This window comes from Collimonas arenae (genome assembly GCF_001584165.1).
Lineage (GTDB): Bacteria > Pseudomonadota > Gammaproteobacteria > Burkholderiales > Burkholderiaceae_D > Collimonas > Collimonas arenae.
The window spans coordinates 3,622,122-3,639,943 of sequence record NZ_CP013233.1 but is presented as its reverse complement, the minus strand read 5'-3'; the positions used below and the strand labels follow the sequence as shown (position 1 = coordinate 3,639,943).

The 17,822-nt window shown below is 57.3% G+C and carries 16 protein-coding genes and 2 pseudogenes; 14 read left to right on the top strand and 4 right to left on the bottom strand.

The annotated features are described in order from the left end of the window. The first annotated feature begins 6 nt into the window (after window positions 1–6). From lhpH to CAter10_RS16705, 3 genes and pseudogenes are all read left to right on the top strand, one after another. Window positions 7–1,015, top strand: a pseudogene (gene lhpH, locus CAter10_RS16715) (trans-3-hydroxy-L-proline dehydratase). Between the two features lie 90 nt (window positions 1,016–1,105). Next, on the top strand, window positions 1,106–2,029 hold the full coding sequence (locus CAter10_RS16710) for a delta(1)-pyrroline-2-carboxylate reductase family protein (protein ID WP_061534296.1): 924 nt from the start codon (window positions 1,106–1,108) through the stop codon (window positions 2,027–2,029). 68 nt (window positions 2,030–2,097) lie between these two features. Continuing rightward, a complete protein-coding gene (locus CAter10_RS16705) occupies window positions 2,098–2,562 on the top strand; it encodes a GNAT family N-acetyltransferase (RefSeq protein WP_061534295.1) in 465 nt (154 codons plus the stop codon). Between the two features lie 4 nt (window positions 2,563–2,566). On the opposite strand, the gene CAter10_RS16700 is transcribed toward CAter10_RS16705, so the two are convergent. Next, complete coding sequence (locus CAter10_RS16700; RefSeq protein WP_061535419.1) at window positions 2,567–3,031, bottom strand: rhodanese-like domain-containing protein; 465 nt, start codon at window positions 3,029–3,031, stop codon at window positions 2,567–2,569. Between the two features lie 441 nt (window positions 3,032–3,472). Between CAter10_RS16700 and glnA the strand changes: the two are divergent. The 11 genes and pseudogenes from glnA to CAter10_RS16645 all read left to right on the top strand — a co-directional run bounded on the left by glnA (window position 3,473) and on the right by CAter10_RS16645 (window position 15,346). After that, a pseudogene (gene glnA, locus CAter10_RS16695) lies at window positions 3,473–4,887 on the top strand (type I glutamate--ammonia ligase). Window positions 4,888–5,085: 198 nt separating this feature from the next. Then, window positions 5,086–5,604: a hypothetical protein gene (locus tag CAter10_RS16690; RefSeq protein ID WP_061534294.1), complete on the top strand. Its 519-nt coding sequence runs from the start codon at window positions 5,086–5,088 to the stop codon at window positions 5,602–5,604. Between the two features lie 322 nt (window positions 5,605–5,926). After that, window positions 5,927–7,009, top strand: a complete 1,083-nt coding sequence (gene glnL, locus CAter10_RS16685; protein WP_061534293.1) for a nitrogen regulation protein NR(II) — start codon at window positions 5,927–5,929, stop codon at window positions 7,007–7,009. Between the two features lie 96 nt (window positions 7,010–7,105). Then, window positions 7,106–8,629 (top strand): nitrogen regulation protein NR(I), encoded by a 1,524-nt coding sequence (ntrC, locus tag CAter10_RS16680; protein WP_061534292.1) that lies wholly within the window; start codon window positions 7,106–7,108, stop codon window positions 8,627–8,629. Between the two features lie 366 nt (window positions 8,630–8,995). Then, entirely contained in the window at window positions 8,996–9,388 is a 393-nt protein-coding gene (locus CAter10_RS16675) for a hypothetical protein (protein WP_061535418.1), read from the top strand. A gap of 92 nt (window positions 9,389–9,480) precedes the next feature. Continuing rightward, window positions 9,481–10,932 carry a bifunctional 2-methylcitrate dehydratase/aconitate hydratase gene (locus CAter10_RS16670; RefSeq protein WP_061534291.1) on the top strand — a complete coding sequence of 484 codons (1,452 nt, stop codon included), beginning with the start codon at window positions 9,481–9,483 and terminating at the stop codon, window positions 10,930–10,932. Window positions 10,933–10,998: 66 nt separating this feature from the next. Continuing rightward, on the top strand, window positions 10,999–12,891 hold the full coding sequence (locus CAter10_RS16665; RefSeq protein WP_061534290.1) for a propionate--CoA ligase: 1,893 nt from the start codon (window positions 10,999–11,001) through the stop codon (window positions 12,889–12,891). 108 nt (window positions 12,892–12,999) lie between these two features. Continuing rightward, entirely contained in the window at window positions 13,000–13,491 is a 492-nt protein-coding gene (locus tag CAter10_RS16660) for an arsinothricin resistance N-acetyltransferase ArsN1 family B (RefSeq protein WP_061534289.1), read from the top strand. After that, a complete protein-coding gene (locus CAter10_RS16655) occupies window positions 13,491–14,378 on the top strand; it encodes an RluA family pseudouridine synthase (RefSeq protein ID WP_061534288.1) in 888 nt (295 codons plus the stop codon). The genes CAter10_RS16660 and CAter10_RS16655 overlap by 1 nt, the downstream gene beginning before the upstream one ends. A 69-nt stretch (window positions 14,379–14,447) precedes the next feature. Beyond that, window positions 14,448–14,705 carry a hypothetical protein gene (locus CAter10_RS16650; protein ID WP_061534287.1) on the top strand — a complete coding sequence of 86 codons (258 nt, stop codon included), beginning with the start codon at window positions 14,448–14,450 and terminating at the stop codon, window positions 14,703–14,705. An 8-nt stretch (window positions 14,706–14,713) separates the two neighbouring features. Beyond that, on the top strand, window positions 14,714–15,346 hold the full coding sequence (locus CAter10_RS16645) for an esterase/lipase family protein (protein WP_082797959.1): 633 nt from the start codon (window positions 14,714–14,716) through the stop codon (window positions 15,344–15,346). Window positions 15,347–15,369: 23 nt separating this feature from the next. Here CAter10_RS16645 and CAter10_RS16640 read toward each other — a convergent pair whose 3' ends face one another. The 3 genes from CAter10_RS16640 to CAter10_RS16630 all read right to left on the bottom strand — a co-directional run bounded on the left by CAter10_RS16640 (window position 15,370) and on the right by CAter10_RS16630 (window position 17,756). Beyond that, on the bottom strand, window positions 15,370–16,677 hold the full coding sequence (locus tag CAter10_RS16640) for an MFS transporter (protein WP_061534286.1): 1,308 nt from the start codon (window positions 16,675–16,677) through the stop codon (window positions 15,370–15,372). Next, window positions 16,674–17,126, bottom strand: coding sequence for a MarR family winged helix-turn-helix transcriptional regulator (locus CAter10_RS16635; RefSeq protein ID WP_197467136.1), 453 nt, complete (start codon window positions 17,124–17,126; stop codon window positions 16,674–16,676). The genes CAter10_RS16640 and CAter10_RS16635 overlap by 4 nt, the downstream gene beginning before the upstream one ends. Before the next feature lie 180 nt (window positions 17,127–17,306). Next, window positions 17,307–17,756, bottom strand: coding sequence for an Lrp/AsnC family transcriptional regulator (locus CAter10_RS16630; RefSeq protein ID WP_061535415.1), 450 nt, complete (start codon window positions 17,754–17,756; stop codon window positions 17,307–17,309). Between the last annotated feature and the right edge of the window lie 66 nt (window positions 17,757–17,822).

Genomic DNA, 17,822 nt, shown 5'->3' with positions numbered 1-17,822 from the left:
TCCCCCATGCTAAGTTACACACGCACAATCCATACGGTCGATGCGCACACCGGCGGCGAACCGCTACGCATCGTGATTTCCGGTTTGCCGCCGGTCCCCGGCAAGACGATCCTGGAGCGCCGTAGCTGGCTCAAGGAGCAGCGCGATGATGTGCGACAGTTCCTGATGAACGAGCCGCGCGGCCATGCCGACATGTACGGCGCATATCTGCTGCCGCCAACCACCCCGGCCGCCGATTTCGGCGTGATCTTCATCCACAACGAAGGCTACAGCGACATGTGCGGCCATGGCATCATCGCACTGGCAAGGTACTGGTGGAGCTGAATCACGTGGAGCGGACGGTGCCGCTGACGCGCATCGGTTTCGATACCCGGCCGGCTTCATTGAGGCGCAGGTCGAGTGGGATGGTCAGCGCGCGGGTGACGTCACCTTCCGTAACGTACCGGCATTCATCTATCAGCGCGATGTCGAAGTCGAAACGCCAAGCTTCGGCAAGGTAACTGGCGATATCGTTTTCGGCGGCGCCTTCTACTACTACATGAACGCCGATCAGGCCAACGTCCAGATCAAGCCGGAGCAGGTGCGCGGTTTGATCCAGTTAGGCGCGGAAACCAAGCAGGCAGTCAAGGCCAAGGTGAAGATCCAGCATCCTCTCGAACCTGGACTGGACAGCCTGTACGGCACCATTATCGATGGCGCGCCGAACGATCCGGCGGCGGACCAGGCCAATGTCTGCATCTTTGCCGATCGTGAAGTGGATCGTTCGCCAACCGGCACCGGCACCTCGGGCCGCGCTGCGCAATTGTTCTTACGCGGCAAGCTGGCCCTGAATCAGACTCTGGTGAATGAAAGCATCGTTGGCAGCTGTTTCCGGGTAAAGGTCACCGAGACCGCCAAAGTTGGCGAGTTCGACGCTGCGATTACCGAAGTCACCGGCAATGCGCACATCATGGGTTTCAATCAGTGGGTGCTGGAAGACAGTGATCCGTTTCCGCAAGGTTTTTTCCTGCGCTGACCATTTGCTTGATTGAAGGTTGGGCCGATCAGAGAGGGCGTCGCTGCACTGCGGCGGTTCTTTGAACTGGCCTGGATAATAGAGAAGAACATGAAAATTTTTGACGCTGCAAGCACCGCCGCCGCATTGCCCTATTCCGAGCTGGTTCCAGCGTTGGTCGAGGTCGCGCAGCAACTGCGCGAAGGGAAGATCAATGCTCCCGAACGGATGGTGGTGGAAATCGATCCGGCCAGCGTGCTGCTGTGCATGCCGGCTGTCGCCGCCGATATCGGCATGACCAAGCTGATTACCGTGCACGCCAACAATGCGCAATACCAGCTGCCTGCGATTCAAGGTGAAGTGGTGGTGTTCGATGCCGCCAGCGGCCGCCGCCTGGCCTTGTTGCATGGCCCGACTGTCACCGCGCGCCGCACTGCCGCCGTCAGTTTGCTTGGCATCGAGGCTTTGTTGCCGGTCAAGCCGAAATCGGCATTGCTGATTGGTACCGGCGTGCAAGCGATTGCGCATGCCGATGGGTTGATCGATTATTTCGGTGTCGGTGAATTCTGGGTATCCGCTCGCGATCTGCACAAGACCCAGGCATTTTGCGATGCGTTGCAGCTGCGCCATCCGCAGATCACGGTCAAACCGCTGGCAGCTGCTGCGCTGGCCTCCGACGTACCGCCTGTCGATGTCATGATAGCGTTAACCACTTCGCGCAGCGCGGTGATCCCGGTTAATATCGCGGCGAACACGTTGGCGATTGGCGTCGGCGCATTCAAGCCGGACATGGTGGAGTTTCCTGCAGAACTTTTGCATAGCCGTACGGTGGTGGTCGATTGCCTGGCCGGCGCCAAACATGAAGCCGGCGATCTGCTGCAGGCAAAGATCGATTGGGATAAGGTGCGCGAATTGCCGGATGTGTTGGCGCAAGGGTTTGTGCAGCAGCCGTTGTTACCGGTTTATAAAACCGTTGGTCAGGCCGCGTGGGATTTGGCAGCTGCGCGAGTCGCGATTGCATCGCTGGCCGGCTGAGGCGTGCGGCCATTAACCAACGGACACAAGGAGAGCATTTGATTCGAGACGCGTTGCAAGCGGACTGCATGAGTCTGACCGCGCTGTCGATCCAGGTCTGGCTGCATACCTATGCCACAGAGGGCGTCTGCGACGACCTCGCGCGCGAGGTAATGTCGACGTTTACGCCAGCCTACTTCCAAGACCTGATCAATGATCCGGATTACCGTCTGTTCGTGGAAGTGAGCGACGAGAATTTGCTGGGCTATATCCTGCTCGACCTGGACTCGCCATGCGCCACGAACAATTACGGCGGTGTCGAGGTCGATACGCTGTATGTGCAGGAACACTTCCATGGCCGCGGCATCGGCCGCGCGCTACTCGATCACGCCATCCGGAATGCAGGCGAGCGGCTGTGGCTGACGGCCTGGGCCGGCAATACGCAGGCCCTGGGTTTTTACAAGGCCTACGGCTTCGCCGACATCGGCATGACCTGGCACGAATTCGAAGAGCAGAAATACGAGAACCGTATCCTTGCCCTGCAAAAAACTTAAGCCCTTAAGCGCCTAGCCAGGGCAAGCCTGCCTTGCACCAGCCGTTGACGTTCTTGCGATGACCGTTGTTATCCTTGTCGCCTTCGAAGCCTTCCAGGATATTGAAGCAGTTGGTATAACCATGTTCGGTCGCCAATTTGGCGGCATGTTGCGAGCGCACGCCGGAACGGCAGAGAAACAGCAGCGGCGTGCCTTTTTCCGCAATCTGAGCCAGCTGCGCCAGGAAATCCGGATTCGGGACGCCACCGGGATACTGCGACCACTGCACCGCAGCGTGCTGCGGCTCACTGATCACCACGCGACCGACCCAGTCGCGTTCGGCATTGGTGCGGACATCTACCAGGATTGTCGCGGGATCATCCTGCAACAAGGCAAAGGCTTCGTTCGGCGTGACGGCGCCGGCGTAGGGCAGACGGCCTTCGTGGCCGCGTTGCCTGGCAGTGGTGAGAAGTTCGTCACGGGTTGTCATCATATCTCTCCAGAAAGTTGTTGCATTGAAATGCTGACATACGCTCACGCCAGCCATCCGCACCAATTACGTACACATTTGCGTTTGCACTCAATAAATGCACAAAAATGGTGCTTTCATTATATGTTGCACCAATATGGTGATCTCCAATCCTGTCTGTAATCATGCCAGACACGGGAAAATGGCATATTAAGCCTTTCAAGCAAGCATATTACTAGGCCGAATAAGCCTTGCGCTTAAAACGGATGGTGGCATGGATTCTGCTATCATCCTGCACTGAGTTCTGGTCGTACTGAATTGCTGTCCGGTCATAGTTTGCTCACTGCCTGACCATGATGTTACTGCGACGCTGCAAGCCGCGCGCAACAGATCTTGAGCATGGCGCACAATTTAAAAACTGCAGTACTTTTATGCAAGTACTTTCATCTTTAGGAGATTCACATGGCAATGACGGCCGCAGAAGTCTTGAAAATGGCAAAAGACAACGAAGTCAAATTCGTTGATTTTCGCTTCGCTGACACCAAGGGCAAAGAGCAGCACGTAACTGTTCCAGTCTCCCATTTCGATATCGACAAGTTCGAATCGGGTCATGCATTCGACGGTTCTTCTATTGCTGGCTGGAAGGGTATTGAAGCTTCCGACATGTTGCTGATGCCGGATCCAAATACTGCAAACATCGATCCGTTCATGGAAGAAACCACATTGTTCATGCAATGTGACGTGATCGAGCCATCCGACGGCAAGGGCTACGACCGTGACCCACGTTCGATCGCCAAGCGCGCCGAAGCCTACCTGAAATCGTCCGGCCTGGGCGACACCGCCTATTTCGGTCCAGAACCAGAATTCTTCATTTTCGACGACGTCCGTTGGGGCGCCGACATGTCGGGCTGCTTCGTCAAGATCGGTTCCGAAGAAGCATCGTGGAGCACCGGCGCCAAGCTCGAAGGCGGCAACACCGGCCATCGCCCAACCGTCAAGGGCGGCTACTTCCCAGTGCCACCAGTCGACAGCTTCCAGGACATGCGTTCGGAAATGTGCCTGATCCTCGAATCCCTGGGCATTCCGGTTGAAGTGCATCACCACGAAGTGGCTGGCGCCGGCCAAAATGAAATCGGCACCAAGTTCTCGACATTGGTCGAGCGCGCCGACTGGACCCAGAACCTGAAGTATGTGGTCTGGAACGTGGCTCACACCTACGGCAAGACTGCTACTTTCATGCCTAAGCCTCTGGTTGGCGACAACGGCTCCGGCATGCACGTGCACCAATCGGTCTGGAAAGACGGCAAGAACCTGTTCGCTGGCGACGGCTATGCCGGTCTGTCCGAGTTCGCACTGTTCTACATCGGCGGCATCATCAAGCATGCTAAAGCACTGAATGCAATCACTAACCCAGGCACCAACTCGTACAAGCGTCTGGTTCCAGGTTTTGAAGCACCGGTCAAGCTGGCTTACTCGGCGCGTAACCGTTCGGCTTCGATCCGCATTCCGCACGTAGCCAATCCAAAGGGCCGTCGTATCGAAACCCGTTTCCCGGATCCACTGGCTAACCCATACCTGTGCTTCGCAGCATTGTTGATGGCGGGTCTGGACGGCGTGCAGAACAAGATCCATCCAGGCGAAGCAGCTTCGAAGGATCTGTACCATCTGCCACCAGAAGAAGACAAGCTGATCCCAACCGTTTGCTCTTCGCTGGACGAAGCACTGGAAGCGTTGGACAAGGATCGTGAGTTCCTGACCCGGGCGGCGTATTCAGCGACAGCATGATCGATGCTTACCTGGATCTGAAGATGCAGGAAGTTCAACGCTTCCGCATGACAACCCACCCGATCGAATTCGACATGTACTACTCGGTATAAGTCGTTTCGCAAGTTTGAACCGCCGCTCTTGCATCATGCAAGGCCGGCAGTTCAGTAAGATAAAAGGACAGGAAAGGTTTTCCTGTCCTTTTTGTTTTTGGGACCGATTTTCGGCAATGATATGAATCTGCAGGATGGTTTGTCATTGCCAGTTTCTTGGCATAAACTAGCGTCTCCATTGAATTGCAAAGAAAATCTATGAAGCGTCCTATGTTGCGTTTTTCCCGGCAATTTCTGCTACTGGCCGTGGTCGGCATCGCTGCTGGCACTGTTCACGCCCAAAGCGAAGTGTTTCTGTGTGTCGACCAGAATGGCGTCAAGGAATACAAGAACACCGGCGACACCAAGGGCTGCAAACGCGTGAGCCTGCCGCCGCTGACCGTCAGTTCATCCAGCAAGCCGAGCACGGGTGGTGGCGGTGGTGCAGCTTCGAGCAAGCCGGCAGCCAGCACGCCGTCGGATTTTCCTAAGGTGGATAACGGCACGCAAAAAGCGCGCGACAATGATCGCCGCCAGATCTTGCAGGATGAATTGAGAAATGAACAACAGCGCCTGGCCGATCTCAAGAAAGACTACAACGACGGTGCACCCGAGCGCCAAGGCAATGAGAAAAACTACGCCAAGTACCAGGAGCGCGTGGCATCGATGAAAGAGGATATCTCGCGCAGCGAGAAAAATATCGAGGCGCTTAACCGTGAGTTGGCGAATCTGAAGTAATCCATCTGCTTGGTATCAACCTTGCTTTACTCATAAGGCCGCTATTGCGGCCTTTATTTTTGCCTGCAGGGCGTGGCAGGAGTCGGTTCAATTTTCGGATCAGGCTGATGCCGGACGCACCATAATGTTGCGATCTTGTATATTCCATGCCGACATCGCTCGCAAAGCTTGTTATGCTCGGAAAATGCACCATTCAAATGCAGCGAATCGTGCCGATGCCGCCAGTGCCATCGTGTTTTCCAGCATCTTCAATGCGATTTGATGGCGGCGTCGAATCCGGCCGGATATGCGCTTGCACTACGTTTTCTTATAGGAACCTCGGATGCCCACAAAAATCGCTGAACGATCGGCGCTTGCCAGCCTCGACCTGCTGGCGTCTGCCGTGCTGTTGCTCGATCGGCAGGGACGCCTGGTATTTGCCAATGCCGCCGCCGAAAATCTGCTGGAAAGTTCATGCCGCTTGCTGGTGCAGCAAACGCTATCGGACCTGTTCCTCAACCCGGAACAGTTGCTGGCGATTTTTCAGCAGGCGCTGGAACACCAGTTCGACGATTCCCGCCAGGACCTGATCCTGGAGCGCATGGGCCGCGAGCCGCTGTGGGTCGATACGATTGTCACAGCGCTCGACAATCCTGACGTGCCGGTGTTGATTGAGTTGCGCGAGAATGTGCAGCAACTCAAGCTGGAGCGCGAGGAAAGGCTGATCGACCAAAGCCAGGTCAACAAGGAATTGATCCGCAATCTTGCACATGAAATCAAGAATCCACTAGGTGGCATTCGCGGCGCCGCGCAGTTGCTGGAGCTGGAGCTGCCGGAGCGCCATCTGAAAGAGTTGCGCGAGTACACGCAAGTCATCATCAAGGAAGCCGATCGCTTGCAGACCCTGGTAGACCGGCTGTTGGCACCGCACCGGCTGGCGCAGATCGTCGGCGACGTCAACATCCACGAAGTGTGCGAACGGGTCCGCAGCCTGATTGTGGCCGAATTCCCGAGCGGACTGACCATCAAGCGCGATTACGATTTATCGATCCCGCAGTTTCGCGGCGACAAGGAACAGCTGATTCAGGCCATCCTGAATATTGCACATAATGCAGCGCAGGCATTGCAGGAACGCATCAAGGCGGGCGATGCCGAGCTGACTTTCCAGAGCCGGGTGGTGCGTCAGGTGACGCTGGCCAAGGTCCGTTACCGGCTGGCACTAGACTTGCATATCATCGACAATGGACCCGGTATCCCGGCCGAGATCCAGGAGCGCATTTTCTATCCATTGGTATCGGGCCGCGATGGCGGCAGCGGCTTGGGATTGACGCTGGCACAAACCTTCGTGCAGCAGCACATGGGCGTCATTGAATGCGAAAGTCGGCCGGGATGTACCGATTTCAGAATTCTGATACCGCTACCGTGAACTTGCGGTCGGCTTACCCGCCGGCCGTCGTGGCAATGACAAACCAGTCAGGCAAGTTCGCGAGCGGATTCTTGATGCAGCATAAAGAGAAAAGATATGAAACCAATCTGGATTGTTGACGACGACGAATCGATTCGATGGGTGCTTGAAAAAGCGCTGGCCCGCGAAAACCTGAGCACCAAGAGTTTTTCCAATGCACGCGATGCGATTGAGGCGCTGCAATCGAGCACGCCGCAGGTGCTGGTTTCCGACATCCGCATGCCGGGCGCATCCGGGCTGGAGTTGCTGCAAACCGTCAAGGCCAAATTTCCTGGCGTTCCGGTCATCATCATTACCGCATTTTCCGATCTTGATTCCGCCGTTGCCGCATTCCAGGGCGGGGCATTCGAATACCTGGCCAAACCGTTCGATGTCGACAAGGCGGTCGAACTGATCCGCCGCGCACTGGAAGAAAGCCTGCGCGAAGCCAATGTCGAACAGGCCTCCGCCGAAACGCCGGAAATCCTCGGCCAGGCGCCGGCGATGCAGGATGTGTTCCGCGCCATCGGCCGCTTGTCGCAATCGAATGTGACGGTGCTGATCACCGGCGAATCAGGCACCGGCAAGGAGTTGGTGGCGCGTGCGCTGCACAAGCACAGCCCGCGCGCGTCGCAACCGTTCATTGCACTCAACACCGCAGCGATTCCAAAGGATCTGCTGGAGTCTGAATTGTTCGGCCATGAGCGTGGGGCATTTACCGGCGCCCAGGCATCGCGCCGTGGACGCTTCGAACAGGCCGAAGGCGGTACGCTGTTCCTCGACGAAATCGGCGACATGCCGTTCGACCTGCAGACACGGTTGTTGCGGGTGCTGTCGGACGGTCATTTCTATCGGGTCGGCGGTCACCAGTCCCTGAAAGCCAACGTGCGGGTTATCGCCGCAACTCACCAGAACCTGGAAACTCGCGTGCGTGAAGGCCTGTTCCGGGAAGACTTGTATCACCGCCTGAATGTCATCCGGCTACGCTTGCCGAGCCTGCGCGAACGGCGCGAAGACATTCCGATTCTGACCCGTTATTTCCTCAGCCAGAGCGCCAAGCAGCTCGGCGTCGAAAGCAAGCGGGTATCCGACAACGCGATGCGTTTCATGAGCAGCTTGGAATTGCCGGGCAATGTGCGCCAGCTGGAAAACCTGTGCAACTGGATCACCGTCATGGCGCCCGGGCAGACTGTCGAAATCAAGGACTTGCCGCAGGATCTGGTCAGCGGCCGTGAACATGGTTCGCAATTGGAGAGCCCGGCCAGTCGGCCGGTGGCGTTTGATCCGCATTACTCGGCGACGCCGACGACAGTCGCTGCGACAGCGCCGTATCAGGAGATTGCCGCGCCGTCGAGCGTGCCGGTCATCGACCGGCAGAACTGGATTGCCTTGCTTGAAACCGAAGCGGCCCACATGCTGAGCAATGGCGATGCAGATGTCATGGATGTGCTGGGGCGACAGTTCGAATCGGCGTTGATCAAGATTGCGTTGCGCCACACGCATGGCCGCAAGAACGATGCCGCAGTGCGACTCGGTATTGGGCGCAATACCATCACGCGCAAGATTCAGGAGTTGGGAATCGATGGCGCCAAGGATGATTAGTCAGAAGCGGGAATAAAACAGGGAGAGCGCAAGTTTGAATGCCGTTCAGTGAAGACTGAGCGGCATTTTTTATTTGCGGGAGCGGGTAGGATGGGCAGAAATTTGCCAACCCAACGGCTCGGCACCTGTCATTCTTCACGATAGTTCACACATCCGCGCATCGTAATTGACAGATAATAGGTTTATTCGTCCTTCAGCGCATGATGTGGTCCTGAAAGATTTAAAATTTATCCCGATTGGCAACTGCAATCAGCGCTTGTGTGCAGAATGGCAAGACCTGCGTTTGCGCAGCCGATCAACCCGTTGCACCGATACTGACGGTGCGGCGGGACCGTATGCAACCTAATGCCACAGAACTGGAACAACATGACTGCTTTGAACACCCGTATTGCTTCTGCTTTGATACTCACGGCCTTGCTGGCGGCCTGTGGATCCAGCGTGCCCCTGGCCGAGACCAAACCGGAACCAGTGGCATCGAATGCCTTGAACCTGGCGCCGACACCGACAGCCAGTTTGCTGGTTGGTAATTTTTATTGCGAACTGGGCAATCGCGTCGATTTGTCCAATGAAAGCAATGGCGACGTCAAGCTGAACTGGAAAGGGCGCAGCTATTCGATGACCACGGTCGCTACGACTACCGGCGCGGTGCGGCTGGAAGACAAGGCCAGCGGGCTGGTGTGGATCCAGATTCCGGCCAAGTCGATGCTGCTCAATTCCAAGCTGGGGCAACAATTGGCGAACGAATGCAAGGTGCGCTGATGTATTGACGGCGGCGATGCCGTTGCAGATGCGCGAGACGACGTAATATCGGATGTATCCAGTCGCAATATGTTTGTCTGAGAGGGAAAGCAATGTCCGCTCACATCTCCAACGTTCGCCCTGAATACGATAAGGTGCTGGTCGATATCGTCGACTACGTGACCAACTACAAGGTCAACTCAAGGCTGGCCTACGATACCGCCCGCAATTGCCTGATCGATACGCTGGGCTGCGGGTTGGAAGCGCTGGCGTATCCGGCTTGTAAAAAGCTGATGGGGCCGCTCGTCCCAGGTATTGTGGTGCCCAACGGCGCCAAGGTGCCGGGCACCCAGCATCAGCTTGATCCGGTTCAAGCCGCGTTCAATATCGGCGCCATGATCCGCTGGCTGGATTTCAACGACACCTGGCTGGCAGCCGAATGGGGGCATCCGTCCGACAACCTGGGCGCCATCCTGGCGACTGCAGACTGGCTTTCGCGCAATGCGATCGCCGCAGGCAAGAAACCTTTGAAGATGAAAGACGTGCTGACTGCCATGATCAAGGCGCACGAAATCCAGGGTTGTATCGCGCTGGAAAATTCCTTCAACAAGGTTGGCCTGGATCATGTGGTGCTGGTCAAGGTGGCATCGACGGCGGTGGTTGCCGAGATGATGGGCCTGACGCGTGAAGAGATCCTGAACGCGGTGTCGCTGGCATGGGTCGACGGCCAGGCGCTGCGCACTTATCGCCATGCGCCGAACACCGGGTCGCGCAAATCCTGGGCGGCAGGCGACGCCACTTCGCGCGCGGTGCGGCTGGCATTGATCGCCAAAACCGGCGAGATGGGATATCCGTCGGTGCTGACCGCCAAGACCTGGGGGTTCTACGATGTGCTGTTCGACGGGCAGTCATTCAAGTTCCAGCGCAAGTACGCATCCTATGTGATGGAAAACGTGCTGTTCAAGATTGCATTCCCGGCCGAATTTCACGCGCAAACTGCGGTTGAAGCGGCGATGACTTTGCATGCCGGGCTGGCCAAGAGCGGCAGGTCGGTCGACGACATCAGCAAGATCACGATCCGCACCCACGAAGCGTGCATCCGGATCATCGACAAGCAGGGACCGCTGAACAATCCAGCTGACCGCGACCACTGCATCCAGTACATGGTCGCCGTGCCGCTGATCTTCGGCCGCTTGACCGCCAGCGATTATGAAGACAGCGTCGCTGTCGACAAACGCATCGACGCATTGCGCGGCAAGATCGTGTGTGTCGAAGACAAGGATTTCACCAAGGATTACCACGATCCAAAGAAGCGTTCGATTGCCAATGCGTTGACGGTTGAATTCAAGGATGGCAAGAAGCTAAAGGAAATCGTGGTCGAATATCCACTCGGCCATGCGCGCCGCCGCAAGGAGGGCATTCCGCTGCTGGAAGCCAAGTTCAAGATCAACCTGGCGCGTCAGCTCCCTGCCAAGCAACAACAAGCGATACTGGACGTTTCTTTGGATCAGAAGAAACTGGAGGACATGGCAGTCAACGAATATGTTGACCTGTATGTAATTTGATCATTGCACGAGGCGCCCGCAGAGGCTCCCACCCGACGATTCTTTATAAGAAAACCAGGAGACAGCATGAGTTTTGCCACTTTTTACCAACGGTCGATTGACGATCCGTCCGCATTCTGGCGCGAGCAAGCCAGGCGGATAGACTGGCATCACCCGTTTTCGCAAGTCCTTGATGACAGCCGTCCGCCGTTTGCCAAATGGTTTGTCGGCGGTACCACCAACCTGTGCCACAACGCTGTGGATCGCTGGGTCGGGACGCGCGGGGAACAGCCTGCGCTGATTGCCATTTCGACCGAAACCAATACTGAAAAGACCTATTCCTTTCGCGAACTGCAGGACGAGGTCATCCGCACCGCCGCCATCATGCAGTCGCTCGGTGTCGGCCGTGGCGACCGGGTCCTGATCTACATGCCGATGATTGCCGAGGCGACGTTTGCAATGCTGGCCTGTGCCCGTATCGGCGCGATTCATTCGGTGGTGTTCGGCGGGTTTGCTTCAAACAGTCTGGCGAGCCGGATCGACGATGCGCAACCCGTGCTCATCGTTTCTGCTGACGCTGGCTCGCGCGGCGGCAAGGTGGTGCCCTACAAGGGTTTGCTGGACGATGCGATCAAGCTGGCGCAGCATAAGCCGGCCCACGTATTGCTGGTCGACCGCGGCTTGGCGCCGATGGAAATGGTGGCCGGCCGCGATGTCGACTATGCCGAACACCGGCGATTGCATATCGATGCCAAGGTGCCGGTAGTATGGCTGGAATCGAATGAAGCGTCCTATATCCTGTACACCTCCGGCACCACAGGAAAACCGAAGGGCGTGCAACGCGATGTCGGCGGCTATGCGGTGGCTTTGGCGACTTCGATGGATGCCATTTTTTGCGGCAAACCGGGTGGCACCTATTTCTGTACTTCCGACATCGGCTGGGTAGTGGGCCACTCATACATTGTCTACGGACCGCTGATTGCTGGTATGGCGACAGTGCTGTACGAAGGATTGCCGATCCGCCCGGACGCCGGCATCTGGTGGAGCATCGTCGAGAAGTACAAGGTGACGCGCATGTTCTCGGCGCCGACCGCGATCCGAGTGTTGAAAAAGCAGCCGCCGGAACTGATGAAAAAATACGACCTGTCGTCGTTACAAGCCTTGTACCTGGCCGGGGAGCCGCTGGATGAAACGACTTCCAGCTGGATATCGGAAGCGCTAGGCGTCCCGATTGTCGATAATTACTGGCAAACCGAGTCCGGCTGGCCGATCTTGACCATCGCCAAGAATATCGAAGACAAGCCGTGCAAGCTGGGTAGTCCTGGCGTGCCGATGTACGGCTACAAGGTGCGTTTGCTGAACGAGGCCACCGGTGCGTTGTGCGGCGCGAATGAGAAGGGTGTGGTGGTCATCGAAGGGCCGTTGCCGCCGGGCTGCATGCAAACCATCTATGGCGACGACCGGCGATTTGTTGATACCTATTGGACGACCCAATCCCCGGAATCGGGACGTCCGATGTATTCGACATTCGACTGGGGCATTCGCGATGACGATGGCTACTATTTCATCCTTGGCCGCACCGATGATGTCATCAATGTCGCCGGCCACCGGCTCGGCACGCGTGAAATCGAAGAAAGCATTTCCAGCCATCCGAATGTGTCCGAGGTGGCGGTGGTCGGCGTTGAGGACAAGCTCAAAGGCCAGGTGGCCGTTGCTTTCGTGATTCCCAAGGTGGCCGACAACACGACAAAGGGGAGGGCAACGCTGGAGGCCGAGATCATGCGCGTGGTCGACAAGCAGATCGGTAGCGTCGGCCGGCCGGCGCGGGTGTATGTGGTCGGCCTGCTGCCGAAAACCCGATCCGGCAAGTTGCTGCGCCGTTCGATCCAGGCGATCTGCGAAGGCCGCGACCCGGGCGACCTGACAACCATCGAGGACCCGTCTTCGCTGCAGCAGATCAAGGATGCCTTGCGTGGGTAATCGCGAATAGAGTGGAGTGGGTGATGCCATTGATTTGGCCGATTCGTTCAAGCACAGGCGATTGCACGGTATGATTGTGCATTCACCCGTGCAACCTTATTTATCGCCATGACCCACGCTATCCGCCAGGCAACCATCGCCGATGCTGCCGCCATTTGTCAGATCTACAATCCCTACATTCTGGACACCGCCATCAGTTTTGAAACCGAGCCGGTGACACCCGAACAGATGAGCCAGCGCATCGCTGATATCACGGCACATCTGCCGTGGCTGGTATGCGTCGAAGATGGCCAGATTCTCGGTTATGCCTACGCCACCAAGTGGCGCGCTCGCGCAGCCTATCAGCATGCGGTAGAGAGTTCTGTGTACTTGTCCGGCGCAGCCGGCGGCAAGGGATTGGGCAGCGCCTTGTACCATGCCCTGATCGCCGAACTGCAAAAATTGCCAGTGCATACGGTGATCGGCGGCATAGCGTTGCCGAACGCCGCCAGCATTGCCTTGCACGAAAAAATGGGATTTGAAAAAGTCGCGCACTTTGCCCAGGTCGGCAAGAAATTCGATCGCTGGATCGACGTCGGCTATTGGCAACGGGTGTTGTGATGGCTCTGTCGCCGCTGCCGATTGTCGACGGCGTAGCACCCAGCTATCTGTGGCTGCCGGTTGGCGAATGGTCGAATCTGCTGAGCTTTCTGGAACAACGCTTCCCAGCCATCGACAGCGCCACCTGGGTGGCACGCATGGCGCGCGGCGAGGTGGTCGACGGCGATGGCCTACGGTTGGCGCCGGATAGTCCGTATCGACGCGGCAGCTGCATTTTCTATTATCGTGAGCCGCCGACGGAAACGCCGATTCCGTTTGAGGAAGCCATTCTTTATCAGGATGATCGGCTATTGGTGGCCGACAAGCCGCATTTCCTGCCGGTGATTCCGACTGGGCGCTTTTTGCATGAGACCCTTCTGGTACGTCTTAAAAAGAAAACCGGTTTGGCCAATCTGACGCCGATTCATCGGCTTGATCGCGAAACTGCCGGCGTGATTGTCTTTTCGCATGATGTCGCTAGCCGCGGCGCTTATCAATCGTTGTTTCAACAGCGGCTGGTCGACAAGACCTACGAGGCGTTGGCGCCGACTGCACTGCAGCTCACCTTGCCGCTGGTGTATCGCAGCCGGATGGTGGATGGCACGCCGTTCTTCCGCATGCAGGAAGTTGAGGGCGAGCCGAATTCGGAAACGCGCATCGAACTGATCGAACGGCGCGCCACCTGCAGCTTGTACCGCTTGCATCCGTTGACCGGCAAGAAGCATCAATTGCGTGTACATTTGGCAGCGCTGGGGATACCCATCATCAACGATACCTTTTATCCGGATGTCTATCCCTGCAAGGGCGACGACTTCTCGGCGCCGTTGAAATTGCTGGCGCGCGAGATCGCCTTTATCGATCCGCTGGATGGACGCGAGCGGCGTTTCTCCAGTCTTCGCACCTTGTGACAGCGTCGGCCGCAATCAACGTACAGGAACACAGGTTTTGGAAAAAATGAAAAACACCAGGAGTACGCAATGAGATCAACCCGAGCCACCGCTGCGGTCGAACGTCTCAATGCCCGCAGCACAGATCTGCGCTATTCGATGGTGCGGACTGCGGGTGAACTGTTTTACCTGACCCAGAACGCCGGCATGGAGGCGCCGATTCGCTTGAGTGAAGCGTTGGAGCTGGACGATTTCGTGCGCTTCGTCAATGCCTACGGTCCGCAAAAGCCGAAGCGCATCAGCAAGCTGGATGTCGCGTTTGAAAAGCAATTGCAGAAAAAAGACTAGCTCGCGCCATGAGCCAATCCGCCATCGCTGGCGCAAGCATCCATGCAATCCTGGTGCATGGCATGGGGCGCACGCCGGTGTCGATGCTACTGTTGGCTAAACGTCTGCGTTCCGCTGGAATAACTCCCCATTTGTTTGCTTACTCGGCCGCATTCGAGCGCTGGCAACCTTGCGTCGATCGCTTGCAGCGTTTCATCACAACGTGCAGTAACGGTGAACGTTTCATTGTCGTCGGTCATTCGCTAGGTTGTGTGCTGACGCGCGCCGTATTGCCGCAACTGGCGCAAGCGCCGCAGATGTGTTTTTTCCTGGCGCCGCCGACACGCGCCTCCAGCTATGCCATCAAGCTGTCGCGTTGGCGCCTGTTCAAGCTGATCACCGGCGAAATGGGCCAGCTGCTGGCGAACCAGAAGTTCATGGAATCGTTGCCGATGCCGCAGGTTCCATTGCGGATCTACGCTGGCATCAAAGGCCCGCGCGGACGCTGGATGCCGTTCGGCGACGAACCGAACGACGGCATCCTGTCAGTCAGCGAAGTGCAGTTAGGTTCGTTCCCGCTGCAACTGCTGCCGACCATCCATACCGTCATCATGAACTCGCGACAAGTCGCTAACGAGATCGTGGCTGCAGTCAGGAAATAGCTGGCTCTGCGGGGGACCGCTCATCATCGATTCAATCCCGGGCTGGCGGGAATCAAATCGCCACCAGCATGATGCCCCTTGATCCGCAATACCATCACCGCTGCAATCATGCAGGCGGTTCCCATTAGCATTGACGACAGCGTATAGCTGCCAAGGCTGTTGCGCAATGTGCCCGCCAGCATAGTCGCGCTGGCCGCGCCGAGCTGGTGGCCGGCGACGATCCAGCCAAACACGATCGGTGCGGCCAGGCGACCGAATACATCATTTGCGAGGCGTACTGTAGGCGGTACCGTGGCGATCCAATCGAGGCCGTAGAACAGTGCAAAGATCGGCAGACCGAAATAGCTCAGGCCGAATGCGTGCGGCAGGAAAATCAGCGCGATGCCGCGCAGACCGTAATACCAGAACAGCAGTACGCGGGCATTGAATCGATCCGACAGCCAGCCTGACATGGTGGTGCCGAACAGATCGAGCAGACCCATGGTGGCGAGGATGCTGGCGCCGCCGACGGCTGAAATGCCGTAGTCGCCGCACATCGCGATGAAGTGGGAGCCGATGTAGCCGTTGGTGCTCATGCCGCAAATGAAGAAGCTGAAAAACAGTAGCCAGAAGTCACGGATTTTTACTGCCTTGCCCAACGCTTCGAAGGCGATGCTGAGTGGATTTTTCGATTTGCTGACTGCATCCGGCGGCAGTTCCTCGAACTGGCCGTAGCGTTTCATGCCGATATCCTGTGGCCGCTCTGGCAGGAAGATCGCCACCAGAGGGATCGCCAGTGCGGCTACGCTGGAAACCAGTATCGCCACCGAGCGCCAGCCGTAATGTTCGACCATGTAGGCCATCAGCGGCAGGAACACCATCTGGCCGGTGGCCGAGCTGGCAGTCAGCAAGCCCATCGCCAGGCCGCGCCGGGTTTCGAACCAGCGGCTGACGATGGTTGCCGCCAGCGTATTGGCGGCGACGCCGCTGCCGGCGCCGACCAGGATGCCCCAGGCCAGCACCATGTGCCACGGCATTGTCATGAAGGTGCTGAGGAAGGTGCCGACGGCTAACAGCACCAGCGCGCCAAGGACGATCGGACGGATGCCGTAACGTTGCATGGCGGCCGCCGAGAACGGTCCGATCAAACCATACAATGCGATGTTGACCGATATCACGAACGAGATGGTGGTGACGCTCCAGCCGAATTCATGCTCCAGCGGCAGGATCATCACCGATGGCGTGGCGCGGATGCCGGCGGCGGAAAGCAGTACCAGGAAAGTGATGCCGACGATGATCCACACGTAGCTGAAGCGTGTGCGTGACATGATGGCTTGTACGGTCTTGTTCATGAGATGGCGTTTTCGGATTGTTCAAACTTGGCGTTGGCGTCGTCGACCAGGCGTTTCAATTCTTGATGCGTGCGATCGCCCAGTATCGTGTTGATTTCATCTTGTGCCTTGCGCCAGTTGGGCAGGGATTTTTTCCATTTGCGCTGTCCCTCGTTGCTCAGCTGGACGCCGAATGAACGTTTGTCGGTCAGCATGTCCAGCGGCAGGTCGACACTCTCGATCCAGCCGGCGCCGATCAGAGGTTTGAGGGTGCGGCTCATCGTACTGCGATCCATGCCCATGGCGCTTGCCAGCGGAATCACGCCGATCGGCCCATACTTGCCAATCCTAGCCAACAGCGAATACTGGCTGATGGTGAGTCCATCAGCGGCCAGGTGATGGTCGTAGATATTGGTCATCTTGCGAGTCAGCTGGCGTAGGGTCGAGCAGCTGCATTGGCTTTCCATCATGCGCTTTCCTTTTTAATGCATATGCATCTATGTATATGCATAATATAGATACTGCGAAACTTCTGTCAACCAGCGAATTGCAAATTCATTCCCCGGATGTCGCGCTCGGGGAGACGTTGTTGCAGATTGGTGACAGGCAGACTGCGACAGGCAGATTGGGATAGGCAGGACGGCTGACGGTCAGTCGGCGTCGGGAAGCGCGATCGGGCGCAGCGGAATCGGCATCGACATGATGATTGAAGTCCGGGTTTCGCCGTAATGGTTGATGCTGCCGACGAAGCGCTCCAGGTGGCTGATGTCTTGCGTCGCCACGCGCAGCAGGTACGAATCGGCGCCGGTGACGTGCAGGCATTCGAGCACCTCCGGCATCGATTGCAGTAATTTTATCAGGCGCGTTTTATAGGCTTGCGCAGCAGTGATCCCAACCACTGCCATGACACCGCGGCCGACTGCTGCGGCATCCACCACGGCGCGATAGCCGGTGACAACGCCGGATTCCTCGAGGCGTTTCAGGCGCTCGGAAGTGGCCGGCAGCGAAAGCCCGCATTCGTCGGCCAGCGCTTTCAGTGAAATGCGGCCGTCGCGCTGGACCGCCGCTAGAATTTTCCGTCCTTTGGCATCGATATCCATGGCATTCACCGGTGAAATCCATATTTTCAGAAATAGTTACTGCAATTTAGCAGTTTCGCCTGATTT